The sequence below is a fragment of the Desulfosarcina widdelii genome, from assembly GCF_009688965.1.
Lineage (GTDB): Bacteria > Desulfobacterota > Desulfobacteria > Desulfobacterales > Desulfosarcinaceae > Desulfosarcina > Desulfosarcina widdelii.
Map to the genome: position 1 here is coordinate 6,432,161 of NZ_AP021875.1, position 21,184 is coordinate 6,453,344.

16 protein-coding genes are annotated in these 21,184 nt (G+C 53.7%); 1 reads left to right on the plus strand and 15 read right to left on the minus strand.

The annotated features are described in order from the left end of the window. Positions 1-23 precede the first annotated feature (23 nt). The 5 genes from GN111_RS29380 to GN111_RS33740 all read right to left on the minus strand — a co-directional run bounded on the left by GN111_RS29380 (position 24) and on the right by GN111_RS33740 (position 9,509). Positions 24-1,607 (minus strand): GMC oxidoreductase, encoded by a 1,584-nt coding sequence (locus GN111_RS29380; protein WP_155307158.1) that lies wholly within the window; start codon positions 1,605-1,607, stop codon positions 24-26. 47 nt (positions 1,608-1,654) lie between these two features. Further along, positions 1,655-3,634, minus strand: a complete 1,980-nt coding sequence (locus GN111_RS29385) for an aldehyde ferredoxin oxidoreductase family protein (protein ID WP_231715598.1) — start codon at positions 3,632-3,634, stop codon at positions 1,655-1,657. A 187-nt stretch (positions 3,635-3,821) separates the two neighbouring features. Further along, entirely contained in the window at positions 3,822-5,690 is a 1,869-nt protein-coding gene (locus tag GN111_RS29390) for a sigma 54-interacting transcriptional regulator (protein WP_155307159.1), read from the minus strand. A 331-nt stretch (positions 5,691-6,021) separates the two neighbouring features. Next, positions 6,022-6,777 (minus strand): tyrosine-type recombinase/integrase, encoded by a 756-nt coding sequence (locus tag GN111_RS29395; protein WP_155307160.1) that lies wholly within the window; start codon positions 6,775-6,777, stop codon positions 6,022-6,024. Positions 6,778-7,043: 266 nt separating this feature from the next. Next, positions 7,044-9,509: a mechanosensitive ion channel family protein gene (locus GN111_RS33740; RefSeq protein ID WP_197740455.1), complete on the minus strand. Its 2,466-nt coding sequence runs from the start codon at positions 9,507-9,509 to the stop codon at positions 7,044-7,046. Positions 9,510-9,576: 67 nt separating this feature from the next. Here GN111_RS33740 and GN111_RS29405 point away from each other — a divergent pair, with 67 nt between their 5' ends. Beyond that, complete coding sequence (locus tag GN111_RS29405) at positions 9,577-10,935, plus strand: ISNCY family transposase (RefSeq protein WP_155301899.1); 1,359 nt, start codon at positions 9,577-9,579, stop codon at positions 10,933-10,935. A gap of 792 nt (positions 10,936-11,727) precedes the next feature. Here the strand turns inward: GN111_RS29405 and GN111_RS29410 are convergent. From GN111_RS29410 to GN111_RS29455, 10 genes are all read right to left on the minus strand, one after another. Continuing rightward, on the minus strand, positions 11,728-12,579 hold the full coding sequence (locus tag GN111_RS29410) for a hypothetical protein (RefSeq protein WP_155307161.1): 852 nt from the start codon (positions 12,577-12,579) through the stop codon (positions 11,728-11,730). Positions 12,580-12,792: 213 nt separating this feature from the next. Then, on the minus strand, positions 12,793-13,203 hold the full coding sequence (locus GN111_RS29415; RefSeq protein ID WP_155307162.1) for a cysteine rich repeat-containing protein: 411 nt from the start codon (positions 13,201-13,203) through the stop codon (positions 12,793-12,795). Positions 13,204-13,362: 159 nt separating this feature from the next. Next, on the minus strand, positions 13,363-14,781 hold the full coding sequence (locus tag GN111_RS29420; RefSeq protein WP_170302511.1) for a DUF748 domain-containing protein: 1,419 nt from the start codon (positions 14,779-14,781) through the stop codon (positions 13,363-13,365). 205 nt (positions 14,782-14,986) lie between these two features. Then, positions 14,987-16,159: a BamA/TamA family outer membrane protein gene (locus GN111_RS29425; protein WP_155307164.1), complete on the minus strand. Its 1,173-nt coding sequence runs from the start codon at positions 16,157-16,159 to the stop codon at positions 14,987-14,989. 121 nt (positions 16,160-16,280) lie between these two features. Then, a complete protein-coding gene (locus GN111_RS29430; protein WP_155307165.1) occupies positions 16,281-16,862 on the minus strand; it encodes a lipid-binding SYLF domain-containing protein in 582 nt (193 codons plus the stop codon). Positions 16,863-16,960: 98 nt separating this feature from the next. Continuing rightward, the gene (locus GN111_RS29435; RefSeq protein WP_170302512.1) at positions 16,961-17,902 is read right to left on the minus strand and encodes a glucosaminidase domain-containing protein; all 942 of its coding nucleotides are present in this window, start codon (positions 17,900-17,902) and stop codon (positions 16,961-16,963) included. 254 nt (positions 17,903-18,156) lie between these two features. After that, positions 18,157-18,474, minus strand: coding sequence for a hypothetical protein (locus tag GN111_RS29440; RefSeq protein WP_155307167.1), 318 nt, complete (start codon positions 18,472-18,474; stop codon positions 18,157-18,159). An 86-nt stretch (positions 18,475-18,560) separates the two neighbouring features. After that, positions 18,561-19,424: an outer membrane protein gene (locus tag GN111_RS29445; protein WP_170302513.1), complete on the minus strand. Its 864-nt coding sequence runs from the start codon at positions 19,422-19,424 to the stop codon at positions 18,561-18,563. Positions 19,425-19,482: 58 nt separating this feature from the next. Beyond that, on the minus strand, positions 19,483-20,694 hold the full coding sequence (locus tag GN111_RS29450) for a BamA/TamA family outer membrane protein (protein ID WP_155307169.1): 1,212 nt from the start codon (positions 20,692-20,694) through the stop codon (positions 19,483-19,485). Positions 20,695-20,768: 74 nt separating this feature from the next. Further along, complete coding sequence (locus GN111_RS29455) at positions 20,769-21,176, minus strand: hypothetical protein (RefSeq protein ID WP_197740456.1); 408 nt, start codon at positions 21,174-21,176, stop codon at positions 20,769-20,771. Positions 21,177-21,184 lie beyond the last annotated feature (8 nt).

A 21,184-nucleotide genomic window follows, 5' to 3' on the forward strand; every position in this document is an offset into this window, starting at 1 on the left:
TGAAGATGTTTTGGTCCCGACCATCAACTTTTTACCGGCACCTGCGACATGATATATTCCGACAGGGCCGTGATGGTCAGGCTGGGATTGACCCCCAAATTGGCCGGCACCACCGACCCGTCGGCGATGAACATGTTGGGATAGCCGAATACTTCCCCGTTGGTCCCGACCACCCCCTTATCGGGGGATGTTCCCATGCAGCAGCCCCCCAGAATATGGGCCGTGCTCGACGCATTGAAGACAGCTTCGGGCAACAGGCTCAGGGGAATGCCGTCCATCTTCTTCGCCAGGCGTCGCGCCACCTCGTTCGCGATGGGGATATAGGCCGGTGCCCGTTCTTGTCCCGGGGGGGTCTCGGAGTTAAGGCTGTAGCCTCCCATGCGCCACCAGCGGGGCTTGTAATCCAGCTTCAGATAGTTCTTGTCGGTCTGCATCACCAGAACGACCGAGGTGGATGCCGCCGCGCCAAACGGCCAGAGGAGTTTCATGAAGCGCAGGGGATGCCGGACAATCTGTCCCAGGTAGCGCACGCCGCGTGGAATGACGCCGCCGCCGTCGGTCATCAGGGTGAGCAGGTTGAGCAGCACGTCGGAGCCCTTGTTGTAGCGCACCATCTCGATGTGGGTGGTGTCGTCGGCATAGATGCCCGACGTAATGGCGATCTGATCGTTCCAGTCGACGCTTTTGTCCCTGGACTGGACGCCCAGAATTGCTTCCGAGTTGGTGCGTACATAGTTGCCCAGTTGCGGGGAAAGTTCCGGCAGCATCCCGCTATGACGGCACTTCATGAGCAGTTTCACGCTCCCGAGAACGCCGCCGCTGAAAACCACCCCTTTGGCCCGATAGATCCGCTGGGGATGGCTGAACCCCGTAGACTTCCGGGTTAGAATTTCGTAGCCGCCGTTCCAGGGGCGCACGCCGGTGACCTCGGTTTCCGGAAAGATACGGGCGCCGTTGCCTTCGGCCAGATAAAGGTAGTTGCGATCAAGCGTGTTTTTAGCCCCCACCGGGCAGCCCACCATGCAGGATCCGCAGAAGGTGCAGCCGGTGCGCGCGGGGCCGCGCCCGCCGAAATAGGGATCCGGGACGGTTTTGTCCGGTTCGCCGAAGAAAATGCCCACGTCGTTTTTATGGAAAGTGTCCTTGCCCCTCATATCGATACCGACCTCGCGAAGGCACTCGTCCGCACGGCCGACCTGGGGACTTGGATTGGAGCCCAGGATCCGTCGGGCCTCCTGGTAATGGGGCATCATGGTCGCCTTGCAGTCGGGAATGCCCCATTCCGGGCGCTCGAACACCTCGTCCGGTGGGATCAGCTGCTGGTTGGCATAGACCAGACTGCCGCCGCCCACACCCCCGCCGTGAAAGATGAGCACGTGCTTGAGCTGGGTCAGCATCTGGTAGCCGTAGCAGCCCAGCTGGGGCAGCCACATGTATTTGCGGGTATTCCAGTTGGTCTTGGGAAAGTCTTCCTTCTGCCAGCGCTTGCCTTTTTCCAAGACCGCCACGGAATAGCCCTTTTCGGATAACCGCAGGGCGGAAACACTGCCGCCGAAACCGGAACCGATAACAATGTAGTCGTAGTCGAATTGATTCGCGTCTTTCATGTTGTCTCCTGTTCAATGGTGTGCGCGCGGTTGGATAGCCATGACGGTCAACCCGTCAGGCCCAGGCGGGACAAGGTCTCCGTTTTGGGTATGCCGCGGCTGTCAAATCCCCGCAACCGGTAGTAGGCATCGAGCATGGTTTCCAGCGGCACGGTGCGCTTCTTGGGATCGCAACCACGCCCCTCGCGCAAAAATCGGACCGGCAGGGTATCGTCCTTGCGGGAAATCCCTTCGCGGGTGTTCATCAGCCGTTCGAGGGTGTGGATCCGTTCCCCGGCGGCGAGGAATTGCGCCTGGCTGACGGACAGGCCGGTAACGCTGTTGTACAGACCGGTCAACGTGGGGATGAAAATGAGATTCTGCGCGATCCGCGGGAGATACTGCATGGTCAGCCGCAGCATTCCCTTGGGCGTGTATTTGACGATGGGCTCCTCGAGGACATAGGCGAAGGCGGTGAACTGGCAGACATGCAGGGAGTTGACCGCCGCAAACAGATTTTCGAAATATTTGACGAAATGGGCCTTGGCCCGGGTGGTGTAGGGGTTTAGGAACCCCATGAACACTTCCAGGGAAAACGTCGTCGCGGACAGGTGGCAGGCGCCCCGGTTGGCCACAGCGTAGGACAGGCCCTGGCCCCAGGCGCCGCGCGGATCGTAGCCTGCCATATCCAGCCCCTTGATCTGGATGGCGAAATCGGCGCCGCCGTATTTGGCCGCCAAACGGCGGGTCCCCTGGGCCAGTTCGTCGCCCTGTCCCTGGCGGTGGGCGATGGCGCGAATCGTGTCGCTGATCCCGGCGGGCGATCCGAAAGACAGATCGGTAGGCCGCAGATTGCGCTCGCCGGCTTCCATCACCCAGGCCAGGGTGGCGCCGGTGGAGATGGTGTCCAGCCCCATGGCGCCGCAAAGGTCGTTCCATTCGGAAATCTTCTCGGTGTCGAAGATGCCGATGTTGGGGCCCAGCAGGCTGGTGGTTTCGTATTCCGGGATCTGACGCACCGACCCGTCGGGATAGGTGCCTTTGTGGCCGCAGAGAATTCTGCACGGCAGGCAGGTGCTGGGCCGGGTGTTGTACTTCTTCTGCATGGTTTCGCCGGAGACCTCCCCCGCACGCTGGTGGGTGCCTCCGCGAAAATTGCTGACCGGGAGAATGCCCCCCTGATTGCACAGGTTGACGTTGGCCGCAGTGCCGAAATTGCGATATGCATGCCCGGTGAAATGGTTGGCATCCACCTGCCGGCCGGCTTTGTGGGAGACTGCTTTGAAGCGGGCCGAATCGTGGGGCTGGATTTTGTAGCGGCCCCCGATGGCCATGACGGCCTTCAGGTTTTTGGCGCCCATGACGGCCCCCATGCCGCCGCGCCCCAGAAACCGGTGACCGGAGGCCACATTGGCAAACAGGACCCGGTTTTCGCCGGCCGGGCCGATGGCCATGACGCCGCTTTTTTTCCCGTCGGCCAGCCTGGCCTGGGTCTCGCGGGTGTCCAACCCCCACAGCTCCGAGGCGTCCTCGAAAGCTACCCGATCGGCATCGATGTTAAGATAGACAGGCGCCTCCGAACGCCCGCCGATGACAAGGCCGTCATATCCGGCCGTTTTAAGGGCCATGCCGAAGGGCCCCCCGCAGGAGGAGGACAGCATGATGCCTGTAAGCGGCGATTTGGTCAGGGCGGCGAAGCGTCCGCTGCAGGGCGCGCCCGTGCCCATCATGACCCCCATCATGAAGACCAGAAGATTGTCCGGGCCCAGAGGGTCGACGCCGGGCGCCAGGCGTTCGTGGATCAATTTCAGACCCAGCCCCTTGCCGCCGAGATAGAGTTTACGATCCTCTTCGGTAACGGTGATCACATGCCGCGTCCGATCCGACAGGTTGACCTCGAGGATGCGATTGCTGGTGCCGACAATGGTTTCCATTATTTCCCTTTCATCGATGGTGGATGACCCTTCTGACAGATCGCCGCCAGAGCCGCCCTGCCCGTCGGGCAGTTCGTCCGGCCGGCGAATGCCGTTCAGGGTTTGCAGCGCCACCCATAAATCAAAGGTCGTGCCAGGATCGCTTGACCCACGACCTATTTTTTTATTAAGTGTATTTTCAGGTGGTTGAATAATATGAAAGGAAGGTGGGTGACAAAAAGGATAACTGCCATTATTGGCAATCTATAATTTTAAATCGTACATATCAAATTGATTTTATATATTATATTTTTATTTGCCATTATTGGCATTTTTTATGCCTTATTAGTCCATGCCGTTTTAGTTTGCGATAAAAGGTCCGCATCGGCAGTCCGAGCGATTGTGCGGCACTTTCCCGATGCCATTGGTGTTTTTCCAGCGCCGCGACTAGCAGTTGCCTTTCGAAATTCACCATCGCCGTCTGAAAACCGGCTTCCGGCACCTCGCCCGCATGATCGGCCCCACCGTGACCCAATGGTGGCAGGCAGGATGGTTCCTTGATCAAATCGAAGTCATTTAACGAGCGGTAGCGCTGGAGGACGTTTTGCAGCTCCCGCACGTTGCCCGGCCAGTCATGACGCATCATGGCTTCCAGCATCTCTCCGGTCAGGGGCGGTGCTTCCGCCGCGTCCCCTGACGATTGCGCAAAATGCTCGATCAGCAGCGGGATGTCTTCCCGGCGCTCACGGAGGGGCGGGAGATGAATCGGCAAGATATGAATGCGGTAGAAAAAATCCTCGCGCATCAAGCCGCGATTCACCTGGGCCCGCAGGTCACGGTTGGTGGCGGCAATAATCCGTACATCCGGTTTTTTGACGTCCCGGCCGCCTACCGCCGAATACCCACCCCCCTCCAGAACCCGCAGCAGTTTGACCTGCAAATTAGGCCCGATTTCACCCAGTTCGTCCAGAAACAAGGTGCCGCCGTCGGCCAGGTCCAGGTAGCCCTCCTTGTCGGCGGCAGCCCCCGTGAAAGCGCCTTTGAGATAGCCGAAAAATTCACTCTCCAGGAGGTTTTCAGGGATGGCACCGCAGTTGACCGGAATGAAGCGCCCCTCCTTCCGGTCACTGAGCCGGTGGATGGCCCGGGCCACGAGTTCCTTGCCGGTGCCGGACTCCCCGTAGATGATGGCATTGGCATCCGTGGCGGCAGCTTTCAAAATCCATTCGTAGACTTCCTGCATAGCGAGGCTCTTGCCGATGATGTCGCCGAAGCGGTAGCGGTCCCTGATGTTAGACCGCAGGCGTAGGTTTTCCTTACGCAGATAGGCCTCGCGTTCACGCAGGGCGTCGGCCTGGCGCCTCCTTTCGGTAATGTCATGGACGATGCCTTCGATCAGCCTCAGGCGGCCGTCGGTTTCGGTGATCGGGCGGGCGTTGAGGGAGACCCAGATGTGCCGTCCGTCGCGGCGGCGAAATTCCACCTCGTAGCCCGACACCGGCTCGTTGCGCTCCAAAATGTCAAGGAACCTCCGGCGCGCCGTCACGGTGACGTAAAGATCATGGCCGACATCTTTTACCGAGGTCATCAGCTCATCGACCGAAGTGTAGCCCAGCATGCGGGCCATGGCCGGATTGGCATTTACCAGCAGGCCGTCGGTGGTGGTCTGATAAATCCCCTCCACCGCATTTTCGAAAATGGCCCGGTACTTCTCCTCACTTGTGCGCAGCGCCTCCTCGATTAGCTTCTGCTCGGTCAGGTCGATGCCCACCCCCAGGATATATATCCTGTCTTCGACGGTCATGCGTACACCGGTCAAATAGTAAGGCACCACGGCACCGCTCTTGACGATGAGACCGGTTTCGATGCCGGAGCGCATCCCCTCGGCGTAGATCCGGTCAACTTCTTCCGCCACGCGCTTGCGGTCCTCTGCTGAAAACCAGTCAAACATCTCACGCCGCGGCAACTCCTCGGCACTGAAACCGGTGAGGGTTTCGTGGTTTTTGTTCCAGCGGATGAGCTTCCCGTGCTGGTCGTAAAGGTAGAAGATGCCCGGCAGGCTGTCGAGCACCTTTTCCGAAAACAGTTGTTCCTTCTGGATATCGCCAATCGCTTTGCGACTTTCCGCGACCTCCTTTTCAAGCTGCCGGATACGTTTTTTTAGCTGTTCGATAGTGGATTTGGAGGGCATTCTTTCCTCCTTTATATCAATTTGGTCCGTTCGCCTAATTAGGCAATATTTTGTGAGAGTCTTGCATTTGGTACACGCTAATAGAAAAGAGAGTCAAGTTATAGGTTAGTTGAACACGAATAGGCATTTGACGATGAAACCTATTAGAACGATCAAGCTATTGCCGCGATTGATTATTAAGTACGATAGCGTTCCAGGAAGCCGACTATAACAGGATTACGAATAGATTGGGATAATCCAGCCAAAAACGGAACCTACTAAAAGTTCAGATTACTTGCCAGGCCCCATAAGTATAAAAGAAGACTTCAAATTTGCATTTAGCAATTGGATATCATACGCTTAACTTGGGTGCTACCCTTATCGTGAACCCTTTAACCCAAGGAGGTCGGCCATGAAACTTTCCAAAGCAGCTAAAATCTGGATCGATTATCAAAAGACCCATTCGAAAAAAAAATACGGTGCGATCCTCCACACTGGTGTTCAACAGCTCGCCGATGCGCATGCCGGTTCGAAGAAGCGTCAATATCAGCGCCCGATCACGGATTGTTGAGACCGCCGCCAACAACAGTTGGACATCCTCCGGATCAATCGCCTTCGGCAGGGCCTCGGGCACCCTGATGAGAAGCTTACGCTTGATCACACCAGTTCCGATCACATCGCGACTGACCAAAAAGTTTAAAAACGCGTACAGTCCCTTTAGCCGACCATCGACAGAGGTTGGGGCCATACCGCGATCTTGCTCATGTTCGACAAACGCGCTGATATGTTCACGCCCGATCGTCGCCAAATGCTGACCGCCGCTGCGTTTAAAAAACGCTAAAAACAGCAAGAGGGTGGAACCGCTGGCGCGAATGGTGTTGGGGCGGCAGTTGTGTCGCAACTGCCGGCGCAGGTAATCGCGCACCATTTCCCCTCCGCACAGCCCGCCAGCGGAGATTCTGCGCATGATATGCTCGATGTGTTCATGGGATACACGGTAGGCAGGGCGAAGCGACTTCTTAGGAAAAAGGGATAGTTGAATCGGGTTGGGTGGGAACGCTTTCAGGCCGTAGGTGCTTTTTTCGACAGACACATGCTCGAGGTTCATCACTACCTCCTTTCGCTTTTAGTCGAAAAAACAGGTAGATAATGACCTCGATGGACTTTTCAGTCAATTATCATTTTATGTCGTACAGGTTGGAGCTGTCTTAACATCGATTCGTCATCATTTCAATTCATATAGAACACCCGAATCACCACCTATCACACTAAACGGTCACAATCGTAAAATGGGTCTGACCTTTTGGTATTCTGGCAGCTGGGGAGTTCTAAATAGAATTGGTGTCATATGTATATTGACAAACAACAAGCGCCTTAACTTATTGTTCCCACAGGCTTCAAGCTGACCGATTGATCCACACTGCGTAGATGCAGATCCCGCTGTGGAAATGCGATTTCGATTTTTGCTTCCCTGAATTTACGATCAATCTCTTGGTTAAGTTCGCTTTTGGCCTCCATTCGTTGGTCAGCATCCTGCACCCAGACGCGGAGTTCAAAGTCAAGTGAACTTTCTCCGAAGTTTAAAAATAGGACCTGAGGAGATGGTGTTTTGGCAATGTTCGAATTTTTCTTTGTGCTTGCCATTAGTGTTTCAATCACCAAGGAGACGTCTGAGCCATAGGCTACTCCCACCGGAATAATCAGCCGCACAAGACGATTCCTGAGTGTCCAATTGACCACCTTATTGCTGACCAAATCCGCGTTGGGAATGATCACATCAGCCTGGTCAAAAGTTTGGACGGCAGTAGCCCGAAGACCAATCTTTATGATTTCAGCCCATTCCCCATCGAGTTCAATATAATCACCTTCCCTGACCGGTCGTTCAAAAAGCAGGATAAGTCCGCTGACAAAATTATTAACGATACTTTGCAGGCCGAATCCGATGCCGACGCCGAGCGCACTCAATATAATGGTAAGTTTTGTGACCTCGATTCCAAGTGCAGCGAGGGCCAAAATAAAGCCGACAGAAATGAGGACATAGTTAACCAGCCTTGCAATTGAGAGCCTCACCCCTTTTTCCACGAGACGCTTGGCGAGCACTTCATCGATAAGCACCTTTTGCACGATCCAGGAGACGAGATATGATCCATAGAGGATACTGGCTGAAACAACCACCAGGCCGACATTGATGCGCTGGGATCCCACGTTGACTCCGGTTTCCAGGAAACCTTTTATTGCCGCCGGTAGGCTATCGAAAACCCCCCAGATCGACAGAATTGTAGGGAAAAGAAGCAACCCGAACAAAGCGACGTTCACAAAGAGTACTAACCGGCGAATGATAAGATCGGCGTTTTTGTGAAAGAATGCTGCCCGGTGTAAAGATGAACGACGAAACACCAATTCTAAAAAGCCACGAATCATGTATATGAACAACATATAGCCAATTACGATTGCCGTTGAACGGATCAATGATATGAACAGATATTCGGCCAGCATATTTTTACCCGAAATCTCCGCAACGGTGATAAAGGCCAAAAATAAAGCACCTGCCCGAAGAAGCCAACAGTAGAAACGCGCGTCCTTTTCACCAACACTTTCACCTGCCCATCGCCAGGAGATGACTATACCGACAAGCGCCGTTAAAGCTGTGTATAAACGGAATAGAGGCATTGGCAGCTTGATAACCTGTAGGAGTTGGGTAACCAGCAAAACGATGGTCAACCCATAAACAAATTTCATTCTCCATGGTGCCTGATTCAGGGCTCCGATAATTCGGCTAAATGAGACGCCAGCAGCCGTCGCAATGGCAAGCCCAAACATATCTTGAAATAACAACTGTTCATAAAACCACAAAATTGCTAAAGTACTAAAGAATAGCCCTGCTGAAAGCGGTCGGGCTGCCAGAAAATGCCAGCGTTTCGAGTCGTATAACATTTGCCGATTCTGATAGATGGCGATGATTACCACGAGACAACAAAAAACATGGACAAAGATGATCAGTCCCTGTTGGTCAAGAAAATGGCTGTCCGGCCATGCGATCTCAATCAGACCTTTTTGCAATGCGTACCACAACTCGTTTGAATACTGAGAAACATACTGGGAGGAAAACATTGGGGGAGATATTTTGACTTTGATACCGGAACGTGCTCCCGAAATCAAAGCGTCCAATTCGGTGGAAAAAACGATGATTTTTGCCTCTACGTTGCTTGCTCTCTCCTGAACTGCCAGCATCGAATTTAGCTTTGCAACGACGACCTCCAACGCCTTGTCGATCGTATCTATTGCTCTTGAGAAGGTCGATCGTAGGGGGACGAGATCTCCATCCTTGAGCAGGGCAGACTGCCACTGGCTCCAGCGTTGTTTCTCCTCCAACCAGTTTTTTCTCAATGTGCCAAACTGATCAATGGCTTTGCTAAGGGGTCTGCTAATTTCTTTGAACGTTTTATTATTCCGCTCAATGACCGCTCTCAGCTCCACAAGATTATTTAACCGGTCATTCTTTGCGTCCTTTATTTCTTCTAATTGCGCGGCAGGTTCCTTCAGGCTCACCTCGATGCCGGCAATCTCTTTTTCATATTCTGCGATATCCAGTGAATCGGTAACGTTATTTTTGAGAGTCGCCAGATCGGCGGACAATTTTGCTGCTTTGGGTATGATAGCTGATAGGTCAGGTACGGCCACTGATTCATCTTGCTGAGTTATCGACGCTAGTTCAGCATTCGATTGCGATTGCGGTAGCGCGTATCTTGGAATTAATAATATAGTTAGTGCCCATCCGGCAACGTAACCTGCCGTTATTGATAAAAAAAGCGCATTTTGCACTGGCTTTACTTTTCTCATTGTAGTATATTGAATGTCGCCAAACGTTCAATATCAATACAAAAAAAAGAAAAGGGCCAAACACAAAATGCGCGAAAAACATCAAAAACAAATGCTGCTTATCGATCCCCCAACCGGTCATCCCAAGGAAAAAGAGCTGGAAGCGATCAGCATTGTGCTCGATAGCACTCCTACCATTTGCGATCATGTACTGCAAGATCTCAACAAGGGAAAAATCATCAAGCGTCGAACCGGGGCTCGCGGCATGACGGCCGAGCAGATTATTCGTGCTGCGGTGGTGATGCGGCTTTACGGTTTCACATATGAAGACCTGGCGTTTCATATCTCCGACTCCAGGGCCTTGAGACGATTCTGTCGCATCGGCATCGCCGACAAGGGATTCAAAAAGTCGGCCCTCAACGCCAATATCAAAACGTTGTCGCCGCAAACATGGCAACGTATATCCGACGACCTTTTGGCCTGCGCTAAGGACGATAAAATCGAAAAGGGCAGGAAGGCACGGATCGATTGTACGGTGGTCGAGTCCAACATCCATAAGCCTCTCGATTCCGTGCAACTGTTCGATTCGGTGCGCGTGATCGCCCGTTTGTTGACCAAAGCCCGAGACGAATTCGGGATCAAGATCGTCTTTACCGATCATCGGCGCCGCGCCAAGAAAAGGATGATCGGTATCCAGTACGCCAAAAATGAGAAGCAGCGTATTCCCCTGTATAAAGATCTGCTCAAGGTCACTGGCAAAACCATCGGCTATGCCATCCGGGCCGAAAAGATCCTGGCACGACACTGCAGCGCGGACCCGCTTTTGTTGGGCTTGTTCGACGAAATCAGACACTATGGCGACCTGGCCCGGCAAGTATACGACCAAACCTATCGCCGGATCGTTCAAGGCGAAAGCGTCCCGGCCGGCCAGAAGGTGTTTTCCATTTTCGAAGACCATACGGACATCATTATCAAGGACCGCCGAGAGACACATTACGGTCATAAAATCTGTTTGACGGGCGGTGCCTCCAACCTGATCCTGGATTGCGTCATCTTGGAAGGCAACCCCGCCGATACGGAATTGGTCGAAACCATGCTCGACCGTCAAAAAAGGATCTATGGCCGCTATCCGTTGAAAGTCGCTTTGGACGGCGGTTTCGCCTCCAAAGACAATCTTGCCAAAGCCAAAGAACGCAGAATCAAAGACGTATGCTTTTCCAAAAAACGAGGCCTAAAAGAAGCGGACATGTGCCGCAGCGACTACGTTTACAAAAAACTTCGCCAGTTTCGTGCCGGAATCGAATCCGGCATATCCTGGCTCAAGCGCAGCTTCGGGCTGACCCGTTGCACCTGGAAAGGATTTCGTTCGTTTAAATCCTATGTCTTGTCATCGGTCGTTGCCGCCAATTTGCTTACGATGGCGCGCAAGAAACTGGCAACCGTTTAGAAACGGGATTTTCCGTTCGGCGCAACGACCCGATGGAAAGGTAGGCACGAAAAGAGCCTTTATGCACATATGACCGTAAAATAAGAGCGGCACCTTCGTAAGTACTTCTCAAAAAAGTAGCGCTCAATTTTTTGTTCCGCGAAGAGAACTCAAATACGCTGTTTCTGGACGGGCACTAGTTATGGCCAATACGGCTTTCAGAATTTCCTTTTCAGGACTTTTCATGTTTGAATTCCCGACAAATTAACGTTATTTGCACTGTTAGTGCATTACAGAGTCAACGGAGCTAATTTCCATAATTATTTCAGTTTTTCATGATCAATTTTTGTTTCCTCTCCGGGCCAACGGGCAGGGTGATGCCCTTTGATAAAGAACGGTGTCCCAATTTATGATAGATGGAAATTAGGCTGAATCTGTGGGGCAGGTCAATAATATAGCCTGTTTATCAGGATCTTGCTACAGGCTTGCCTGCGACAGGTATTAATATGTTTTGGTCGGACAGAGGGCCTCTCAGGTAACGATTACACTTTGTACATTTTGTATGTTACGCGAGCCAGGCAAGTTGGGATACATTGAGATGCTTCCACGAATCGATCCCTCGTCTAAACCGGCACTTTCCAAAACAAACATGCATTTTTTTTCAAGGTCAACGGGTGGACTGGGGAACTACAAGATGTTGTATATAACCGCCTAAGTTAAATATAGATAGGCAGTAACCCAAAGCCAGGCACATCGTGGGATAAATACTGGATATCTTCGACGCCAATTCGAATAGATAGCGCTTGACAGTTATCAATAAAACAACCTCAGATAGAGCTGTAGGCCGGCATAATTGAAATTTACCTTACCATTGAGGTCGACCCCCGGCCAATCCTCACCTTCGGCTTGCACATCGATATGCAATGTGTCGAAACCCAATCCGATGCCCACGTGCTTCCAAGGATTATACTCCACGGCGGCATCGACTCTTAGAATCGATCCGCTGAAATCCTCATACTCCAGGTAGAACGCCTGTGTGCTAGTGCGGAGAAACCAACGGGGTGTTAGGGCGATGTCCATGCGCAAGCCCACCACCGGTAGGGGCGCGGTGAAACTTTCCTGGCCTTCCTCGTCGATGAGTCCAGTGGCATTGAGGCCGAAGTCGATGGGCATGATGTACAGGCCGATTCCGGCGGCCAGATCGATGCGCTCGTCCTGGAAGAAAGAGTAACTGTAAGAAAGTTCCCAGATGTCTATATCCAAGAAGGATTCGACATCGGTCCCGGCTGGAATGACGACCTCCTTGCCGTACAACTCGACGGTGATGTCCTCCAGGATCTGCCTTTCGCCGCTGCGGTTCAACGAAAACCAGGAAAAATCCAGCCGGTGGCGCCGGTTGTCCGAGAATCGCCATAGGGCATCGGCACGGAAAACGAAATTGCTGGTGTCCAACCCCAGAAAGTCCTCCACATCCAGATCCACACTGATCCCCGATCCGAAACGCAAAGTGCTGTCCACGGCGGATAAGAACACACCGACGTTGACGCCGAATTCCTCCCACGGCTGTTCGTCGAGGGCCGGCTCTTCGGCAATGCACACAAAAGGAGCCAGGAATGAAACCGCGAACATGATAAAAGGGATGAATCGCCGGGTGAACCGGTGCATAGGAGCTCCTTTGCTATGATGATGTTACGATCCTGCCTTCCGTATCGACCACCGCCACTTAAGATTCTAATCCTGTTGGGCCAGTCGTTCTAAAATGCCCCGGCAGGCGACATCGACCAAGCTCTGTGTTTGACACGTTGATACCACGAAGCCCTTGTGCGGATGTGACCGCCTGCCCGAGCATGCTGCCGGTGACGCTGCCCATCAGGCCGGTCACTGCTTGACGACCTCCTTTACTGCCTGTTTGCAGCGGCCGCTGACCTTGGCATCATTTTCCTCAAGACATTTCAGCAAACGGCCCTGGCCGGCAGGCACCCCACTGCAAAGCGCATCCAAATCGTCGCGACACTCGTTGACCAGATAGCTCAACGCCGCTACAGCCCGCTCCAATTGGACGGCAGCATCATAAAGGGCATATTCGCATTGACCGGACAGCTTATCCCCATGGGCATATAAGCAGGCCAGCAGGCGTCCCTCTCCGGGGGTGACATCCTTGCAGTAGGTCTTCAGTTCCCGGTCGCAGCCGTCGAGGACGCTTTGTACCAAATTGTCCCCGGCCAAGGAGGGGGCAGCCAACAAAAGGACAACCAACATGATCGATACTAAGTTTGCGGATTTTCTCATGGTCTTTTCCTCTCTGTAGTATTGCGTGTTTAGATTTCCAACCAAAATTAACCGGGTAACAGCCACGAGCGGCTAACGCTCATGCCTTGGGCTGTTGGTATGGTCTCCTTGCACCCGTCAATTGGACAGGCCTTCGATCATGTTCAGACGATCACCCCTTTAATCGACTGCCGGCGGATAAGGCATCGCATCGAGCGCTTCACGTGCCTGCTGCATGGCTTTCCGAAAGCGTTGACCAATGCCCTGATCCCAATTCTGAACATTGTTCTTGCCTGTCAATCGGGATACGGAACCATTCAATCCGAGACCGGCGTCACGACCGGCGGTTTCCACGGTTTTCATCGTATCCCCGATGGTTCCGGCGGTGGAGTCGACCAGTCCTGCCTTGACTTGTTTGTCGTCCATGGCGAGCAGGCCCTTGCCGGCATCGAGCAAACCGGTCAGAAGGTTTTTCCCGGCCTTTAGAGCGCCTTCGCCGATTTCCTTGGCCACATCGACGCCGCTTTCGGCAATATGGATGCCGGTCCCCAGGCCCCGCCTGCCGACATTCAACACGCCGCCGCTGACTCGAAATACTCCGGCCGCGACAGGGGCAATTTTCACGACGGGTTTATCGAGCGGACCGCGAATATGAATCGTATCGTAGTGCACATTTCGGTCCGTCAGCACCTGGGCGTCGAGGTGGATGCGGCCGGCATTGAGCGCCATGGCCATGGCGGAATCCAGCCCGTCGCCACCCAGCGTCGTGCGGGTGGCCGGCGGCAGCAGCACGCCCAACGTATTCAGCTTGAGACCGATCAAGCGCGTCTGCACATTCATCATCGGCATGTTCTGACTGATCGGCGCCATCTGCGCAAGGATGCCGAAATGGGCGTCCGGCAGTTGGCCGGGTTGCTGCAATTGGCCGGAGATGACGATGTTCGCCGTTTCCGCCGCAGTGTCGCCATCGAACAGCCGCAGACGACCAACCGAAACAGCGATATCCTTCAATGGGAATCGCATCGGTTTGCCGGTCAGCGCAATGTCCTGGTAATTCACCACGCCATCTGCCACACGGATCTTTTTGATGAGAATCGACGGCCGAATCGTTTTCTCGGCGACAGGCTTGGCTGCCTTGGGTGTGCCGGCCTTATTTTGGGCTGTGGAGGAGTCGTCCGATCGCAACAAGTTGTCCAGCCCCGTTTTGCCCTGCGCGTCGCGCATCAGATCGATTGTCATGCCTTTCAGGATCAGTTCGTCGATCACAATCAAATCATCGAATACGGTCGCCAGATCGACATCTAAAACCATGTTGTCCAGCACCAGCAGCGGTTTACCGCTGTCTCCCTTGGGTGACTGGACGGTCACGCCGCTAAACGCAATGCGCCCGGTCGCCAATCGGATATCGATCGCCTCCAGCCGGCCGCCTTCGGTTAGATGACGTTTCAGCGCGCGATTGATCTGATCCAAGGCGATCGATTCGATGGCCAGTATCACGCCAGCCAGGGCAATCAGAATCAGCAGCACCAAGCCTAATGGCAGTTTCCACCGCCAGCCATGTGACGGTTGCTTCGGGTTGTCTTCAGTTGTAGCGATCATGATTATTTGGGTCATCTATCCGAGAAGAATCGATCCCAACAGCAGTAAAACAATCGATCAAAAAATATCCTCAATTGATCTGAAACCCTGATGAAACCAGTGATGGATGCTTTACCCACGGTAAGCGCATCATGTATTCAGGGCGTATGAAACGCTGCGGACTCGATGCGCCAAGCCCTTCCAACCCAGAATCGGCGTCATCTCCTCACCACGCTTGCCCCACGATAATATACGCGTATGTATCCTCCGTGCCGCGAGCGACATCCACGCCCAACCACAGGCCTTCATCAGGCATGAACAGATACCGGCCACCGATACCCCCGGAGACGATGTCATCCTGGGTTTCCAAGGCCGCATCATCGCCATAGACGCTGCCGATGCCTGCAAATCCTAATACCGCCCAGCGTGTAAAAATGTCCCAACGCAGTTCCGTCCCTGCCATGCCCACCCGTTTTCCCTGGTAACGCAGTGCCGGGATACCCCGCAAGGTCACCCACGGATAGGCATAAAACGGCGGCCGTCCATCCACTGCCGAGCCTTCCAATCGCAGTCCAAGCACGAGTTGCGGCAACAGCTGATGAAAAGATAGGAGCTTGAGATTACCACTCCAGTAGTTGTAGTCGCCACCAAATGCTTCATCGTACCGCCAGGCAGTCAATTCCATCAGTTGTCCGCGATTGGGGGTGAACACATTGTCCCGCCCGTCAAAACTGAGCTCTGCAGCGATGCCGACATTGCTTGAGGAGATTTCGCCGATGTCAATCCCGGTATCCACATCAGGGGTTAAATCGAATGCCGACTCGGTTTCCAGGTAGAGCAACTTGCCCCCCAGGAAAAAACGGGTATCGCCCAGCCGGAATTTGAGGTCCTGCAAAACGCCGAACCCCTCCAGGTCGAAGTCCAACGGCCGGTCCAGGATGTAGTAGGTGGATTTCACATCGGCATAGACCGCTGCCCCCACATATCGAATCGTGTCGTTGTGCCAGGATGCCGAGTGGCCCACAGCGCCAAACCAGGTTTCATTATCCGTGTATCCACCCGCCACACCGGTGATGTCCGGCGGGGCTTTCTGGGTATTCCTGCCGGATGCAATGGATTGCGGCGTCTGCAGCGATGGAACCACTTCCGTCTCAACGCCCTCTTTGTGAGGATGGATGTAGCCAAGCCCCACCCCGAGTCCGTATCCGAAGGCCGGTTCTGTGAGGAAGATCGGCAGCGGCAGCCATTTGCCGGATGAACGTGATTCGTCGTCGGCTTCTGCGGCCTGCGACCCTTGCGATTCGATTTGCGGCGATACCGCGGTGGCCTCCTCCGCACCCGATGGCGCAGGTCCTACCGCAACGGCCAACAATTGAAGCAGCAGAACAATGCCGATCATCAAGCGCCGACCCACTACCGTATGCGGGGACCATCCGTTTATGGGGTACTTTCGATGAATATGAAAAACCTTTTTATCCATTCCCGTGATTGCACTGGAGGCTTACATTACCGGCACAGGGTCATTCTTTGGACTTGAAACTGAACTTCTGGCCGCCGACGGACGCTTCGTACATCAAGCCCCCTTTGGCGTGAGTGAATACGACCATGCCTTTGTAATAGTCTGCTTTGGCCTGCTTGCCGGTGGCGGGTCCGGCAGTGGCGCTGGCCGAGGCGCCTTCACTGCCTGCCTTCGCCTGAACGCCGGCGGTGATCGCTACCGCCGAAGCCGCGGCATCAAACTCGAATTCCCCGCTAATGAATTCCTCATAGGCCCGTTTGTCCTCGAAAAAAATCATCTCGCTGAAGGCCTGGCCGCCGGCCTGAAAACCAACGGACACTTTTATCAGTGAGGCCTCGCCGGTAACTTTACCGCCTTGATACACATGGCCCTTGCCAAAGGCGCCACCGACGACGAAGCCGCCCTTGCCGATGGTCGGGAAAACCGCATAACCATAGGCACTCGTGAAAAAAGGCGCGACGACCTGAGATTTTTTATAGATTTCAATTGTGTCTGTAAACTCGTCGGCCTTCACCGACATGGATAGCCCCAACACCACCATCATAACGATCAATACTACGGGTAGACAAGGTTTTGCTTTCATAGAAGGCCCCTTTCATATTTCGATGGATCATATTGGTATCTATCACTTCTCATTTTGTTTTGCTAAAAAAAGCATTTGTATGCTTAGTTTTCAAAAACCTACTCTAAACGCATACGTGTAATGATTGCTTCCAGCTTCCCGGATTGACGCATGGCCTCGATATCGGAGCGCAGTTTTTCGGCTGCCGCCGGATCGGGCTCCCCCAAGACAAAACGCATGGGCTCGTCCTTAAAAACAGCATCATCAGCGATCTGGAGGTTGTTTTTGCGAATGATGCCTTTCAACGTATCCACATAGGCCTGGCCGCGTTCAGAGTAATTCTTCAATCCTTCGGCCAGGGCCAGAGAACTCAGCTTTTTGCCCGCCGCCTTGTTTTCTGCACGGATGCGACGAAAGTCTTCATATGCCGGATGGGCGCACAAATTAATGAAATAGCCGCGCACGCTGTCGAAAGGCCATTCGAAACTGGCGATGCGGTGATCGCCTAACTCTTTACGCTGCTGCTCCGGCGTCAATCCCTCGCCACCGAAGGTCCACTGACCGAAAAGGGCATTGCCTTTGACGGCAAACCGAGAGGTGCCATAACCGCTCTCGTAAGCAGCCTGCCCCAGCGCCAGTCCTGCTGGAATCACATCGAGTTTGTATAGGGCCTGGTCGATGATCTTTCCCAATGCCTTTGAATCCAACGGCGTGCTGATTTCTTCACGGTTGGCAATGCGCAGCAGGACGGCAATCTCGCAAAGCCACGTTTCATCGCTATCAGCCAACGGGTCCCCCTTGACAATCGTTGCCTGCATTCGCTGCAGACGTTCGCGGCGATTCAAGACCATGGTATTGGCGTGCACGACCAATGGCAGCATAAACCGATAGAAGAGTTCCTTTTTAACAGGCACGTTCAACTTCTGGGCAGTTTTCTGCCACCGCTCCGAGATGGCCACGATTAAGGCCCGAGGCACCTCGAGCTGTTCATTGTGCTTCTCTTCTCCCCAAAAATTCTGGGCTCTAAACCAGTCGATGGTCTCTTCCGGACCAGATAACACAATCACTTCCTGGGCCGGAATCGGCGAAGTCGCCGCAAACAACAGGATCCCCGCTAATAAACAACAACAAATTTTATTCATAGAAAATTAACCATTTGACCGGTCAACGGTTTTTTGGTTGGGCGGCCCACATTGGTATGATCCTGGCCGAAGCCCGGCACGCTTTCATAAGGGCAACAGCGGAGGACTGACAGTCAATAAAGCCATCTTTCCTTTCATCTGAGCATCTCATGCTACCTGTTTGAGTAGACGCCTTATTCGAAATCGACAGTGTAACTTCGCTGCTCGAAACACCCCACGGGAACGTCTCCAGAGTAAGGCTGTGAAGGATCCGGTTTGGATTGATAACGAATAAACCCATCCTTGGATTCAACTTTTATCTTCTGACCGGCTGCGATTTTTCCTTTCCAGATGATATTCTTGCGGTTGCCGTCTGCATCGGCATCGTAGACGATGACCCAGACGTCGTTTTGCTGGGGTGCCAAAATCCAGCAGGTATTGTCATCTGCCACTGCAGATGACGCCAAGAGCAGACTCAACACGAAACAGATCGATAACGAAAGTGTTCGCATAAAACCTCCTTTATGCCAGTTACGGGGTTGTTGGTCCAAACGCTATCCTTGTGTCATGGGTTCCACGTCCTTTTCCACGAAAGCGATTAAAACAGCCGGATAATGAAATCTATCCGCCAGATATCGAAATCGGTGGTTCCAGATGTATCAAAATCGGTCCAGCTCTTGTTGTAGCTGCCTTGGATACTGAAATACTGGCTGAAATCATATCGGACGCCCAGTCCACCGCCATAGGTCCAATCGCTTTGGGTTTGAGTGGAAACATTATCGCTGCAGGAGTATCCCGACCATGGATCGTACCAGCAATAGCCCTCAGTCGGGCCATTATGGATATTGATGTCCCCCCAGGTATAACCGACCATGGCCGAGATGAAGGGGGTGAAATTTTTATCCATGAAATAATACGTCCCATTCAGTGCAATGGTCGTCGTTTCCATTTCATTCCCATACTGGAATCTCTCACCATCACTGCGAACCACAGTGGCGTCATAAGTGCGGGAGTTCCAGTTGAACCATCCGCCCAATTGGAGGCGATTGTTGAAATTATAGCCGGCACCGAAACCAACCCCGATATCATCATTGATCTCCGCGCTGGATCCGCCCGGGCCGTCTATGGTGGTGGCCTCGGTATAGGTAATGGGCACATAGAAGTCCCATGTGCCTTCGCGATCGGCCCTGCGGATGGCGCCTCCAGCCGCCCCGGCCGTTATGGGCATGGCGAAGCCGACGGCGGCCATGAGACAGGCAATCGCCATAAATTTTTTTGCAGGGGTCATTTGTTCGTCTCCTTGTCTGGGATATTTTGGGAAGCTACCATTGTGACCGTCTGTGAAGCAGGATTTCAAACGTATTAAAACCGACAGAATGCCTATTCGAAGTTCAATATTGGATATTCGATTTTCGATGTTCATTGGTGGCTTGAATTTTGTCCTTTTCCAGGGAAGCTTCATCAAACAATACGCTCTGAGGGTGGTCGGTAATTTCTCGTCGGCATCGGGCGTCGAAACGTCAGAAGAAAGAATTCCATGCGCTGCCGACCGTGATGTAGAAGGCGGTATCTTCCGGTCCCCAGGCAACGTCAGCCCCGACTTGCATGCCGAACTTGCGTGCGATCTCGTAGCGGAAGCCAATTCCTTTGGATGAGCGCCAGTCCGCATCCGAGAAATCGACCTTTTGCCTCAGCTTGTTTTTCCCAAAGGCCTTGCCGGTGCCAATAAAACCGATCAGATGCCAGCGCTGGTAGACGCGCCAGTTCAGTTCGGCTTCGCCAACGGCCACGTGCTGCCCCTGATACCGCTTGTTGGCAATGCCGCGAATCTGCACCGAGGGATAGATGAAAAACGGGGCATCGCTGCCGACCGTATCCCCTTGCACCCTCAGCGCCAGATCGAAGTCGTCGAACAGGTGCAGGTATTTGAAGACCTTGCCGCTGTACGCCATAAAGTCATCGTCGCTGCCCAGCCAATCCGCGTAGGTTCTGGCGACCAGCTTGCCGTACATCCCCCGGGTCGGCGTGAAGATGGTGTCGCGGCTGTCGTATTCGAGAACGGCGGCCAATCCGCTTAGGGCGTAATTGCCGTTGATCAGATCCTCCACCTGCGGCAACGCTTGGTTTTCGAAGGATGCATCGAGTTTGAGGTAGAGGTAGTTGGCCCCGAGCAGGAAATCGCTTTTGCCCAGGCGCAACTTGGCTTCCTCGTAGAAGGACCAACCCTCCAGATTCACGTCGACCGTGTACTCCCTGCCGTCGATGTTTGGGTAGAAGTCCAGGTTTACGTCCGGGCGGCCTACGGCGGTGGTGGTGCGCAGGCGATCGTCGAACCAGAAGCCCAGGTTGTAAGCACCCGCAATTTTAGAACCGTTCTCGGTCGCAGCGGCGGCAACCCCGGTGATGGTAGGCGGCACATGACGACCGTTCGGGGCTACGGTCCCGGTCAGGCCGCCGTGCAGGAACATCAGGTTCAGCCCGCCGCCGGCACCGAGGGTCGGGCCGGTGATGAGAATGGGCACGGGCAGAAACCCGTGGCGGGACGCCAGAAAGTTGCTGATGTCGAACTGACCGTCCTTCTCATCGTGGAACAGGGTTGGATCCAACCATCCATGGCGTTCTTTGTCCTGGATCGCATCTGTATCCTTGCTTTCTTCGGCAGCGTCTGCGGAAATTGCTATCCAGTTCAACAGCAAGCAGACGATGCTACACAAAATAAATGTTCTCAACATACGCTCCCAGATTCTAAATCATAGGTGAGGTTGACTTGTAATGGATTTGTCCGCATTATTTTCCCTTGCATGAATTACTGCCGAGTCATGCGAACAAAGATCACGTCATAGTTCTGCCGTTGGACGGCTTGGTAATAAGTGCCGAGCAGGATGTCTTTCTCGGGATCGTAGATCAGGGTATAGGTCGAACCGGGATAACCGACGTCGCTGAGTTCAAGAAAAATTTTGAGATATCCCTTCAGCGTGGACGCGTTGGCCTGGGAGACATTGATTGTGCGCGGATTGAGATAACGGGCGTCGATGCTGCCATCCGGCTCCACCTGCCGGACATCGATTACATAACCGCCGTCGATGCGCTGCCAGCGGCCGATCAACGGACGGTAGTCGGCGGCGCAACCAATCCCGGCGGTGGCAATGAGTGCCAGCCATCCCGTGAGCAACAAGACCAACGCACGTAAAGCGCTTTTGCACCGGCATTTCATGCTAATTT

Bases quoted from the DNA above. Each gene is read 5' to 3' on its own strand.
- GN111_RS29410 (WP_155307161.1), bottom strand. From the start codon at position 12,579: ATGCACCGGTTCACCCGGCGATTCATCCCTTTTATCATGTTCGCGGTT.
- GN111_RS29415 (WP_155307162.1), bottom strand. From the start codon at position 13,203: ATGAGAAAATCCGCAAACTTAGTATCGATCATGTTGGTTGTCCTTTTG.
- GN111_RS29455 (WP_197740456.1), bottom strand. From the start codon at position 21,176: ATGAAATGCCGGTGCAAAAGCGCTTTACGTGCGTTGGTCTTGTTGCTC.
- GN111_RS29425 (WP_155307164.1), bottom strand. From the start codon at position 16,159: ATGATCGGCATTGTTCTGCTGCTTCAATTGTTGGCCGTTGCGGTAGGA.
- GN111_RS29450 (WP_155307169.1), bottom strand. From the start codon at position 20,694: ATGTTGAGAACATTTATTTTGTGTAGCATCGTCTGCTTGCTGTTGAAC.
- GN111_RS29390 (WP_155307159.1), bottom strand. From the start codon at position 5,690: ATGCCCTCCAAATCCACTATCGAACAGCTAAAAAAACGTATCCGGCAG.
- GN111_RS29380 (WP_155307158.1), bottom strand. From the start codon at position 1,607: ATGAAAGACGCGAATCAATTCGACTACGACTACATTGTTATCGGTTCC.
- GN111_RS29420 (WP_170302511.1), bottom strand. From the start codon at position 14,781: ATGATCGCTACAACTGAAGACAACCCGAAGCAACCGTCACATGGCTGG.
- GN111_RS29440 (WP_155307167.1), bottom strand. From the start codon at position 18,474: ATGCGAACACTTTCGTTATCGATCTGTTTCGTGTTGAGTCTGCTCTTG.
- GN111_RS29445 (WP_170302513.1), bottom strand. From the start codon at position 19,424: ATGAAGCTTCCCTGGAAAAGGACAAAATTCAAGCCACCAATGAACATC.
- GN111_RS29395 (WP_155307160.1), bottom strand. From the start codon at position 6,777: ATGAACCTCGAGCATGTGTCTGTCGAAAAAAGCACCTACGGCCTGAAA.
- GN111_RS29430 (WP_155307165.1), bottom strand. From the start codon at position 16,862: ATGAAAGCAAAACCTTGTCTACCCGTAGTATTGATCGTTATGATGGTG.
- GN111_RS33740 (WP_197740455.1), bottom strand. From the start codon at position 9,509: ATGAGAAAAGTAAAGCCAGTGCAAAATGCGCTTTTTTTATCAATAACG.
- GN111_RS29405 (WP_155301899.1), top strand. From the start codon at position 9,577: ATGCGCGAAAAACATCAAAAACAAATGCTGCTTATCGATCCCCCAACC.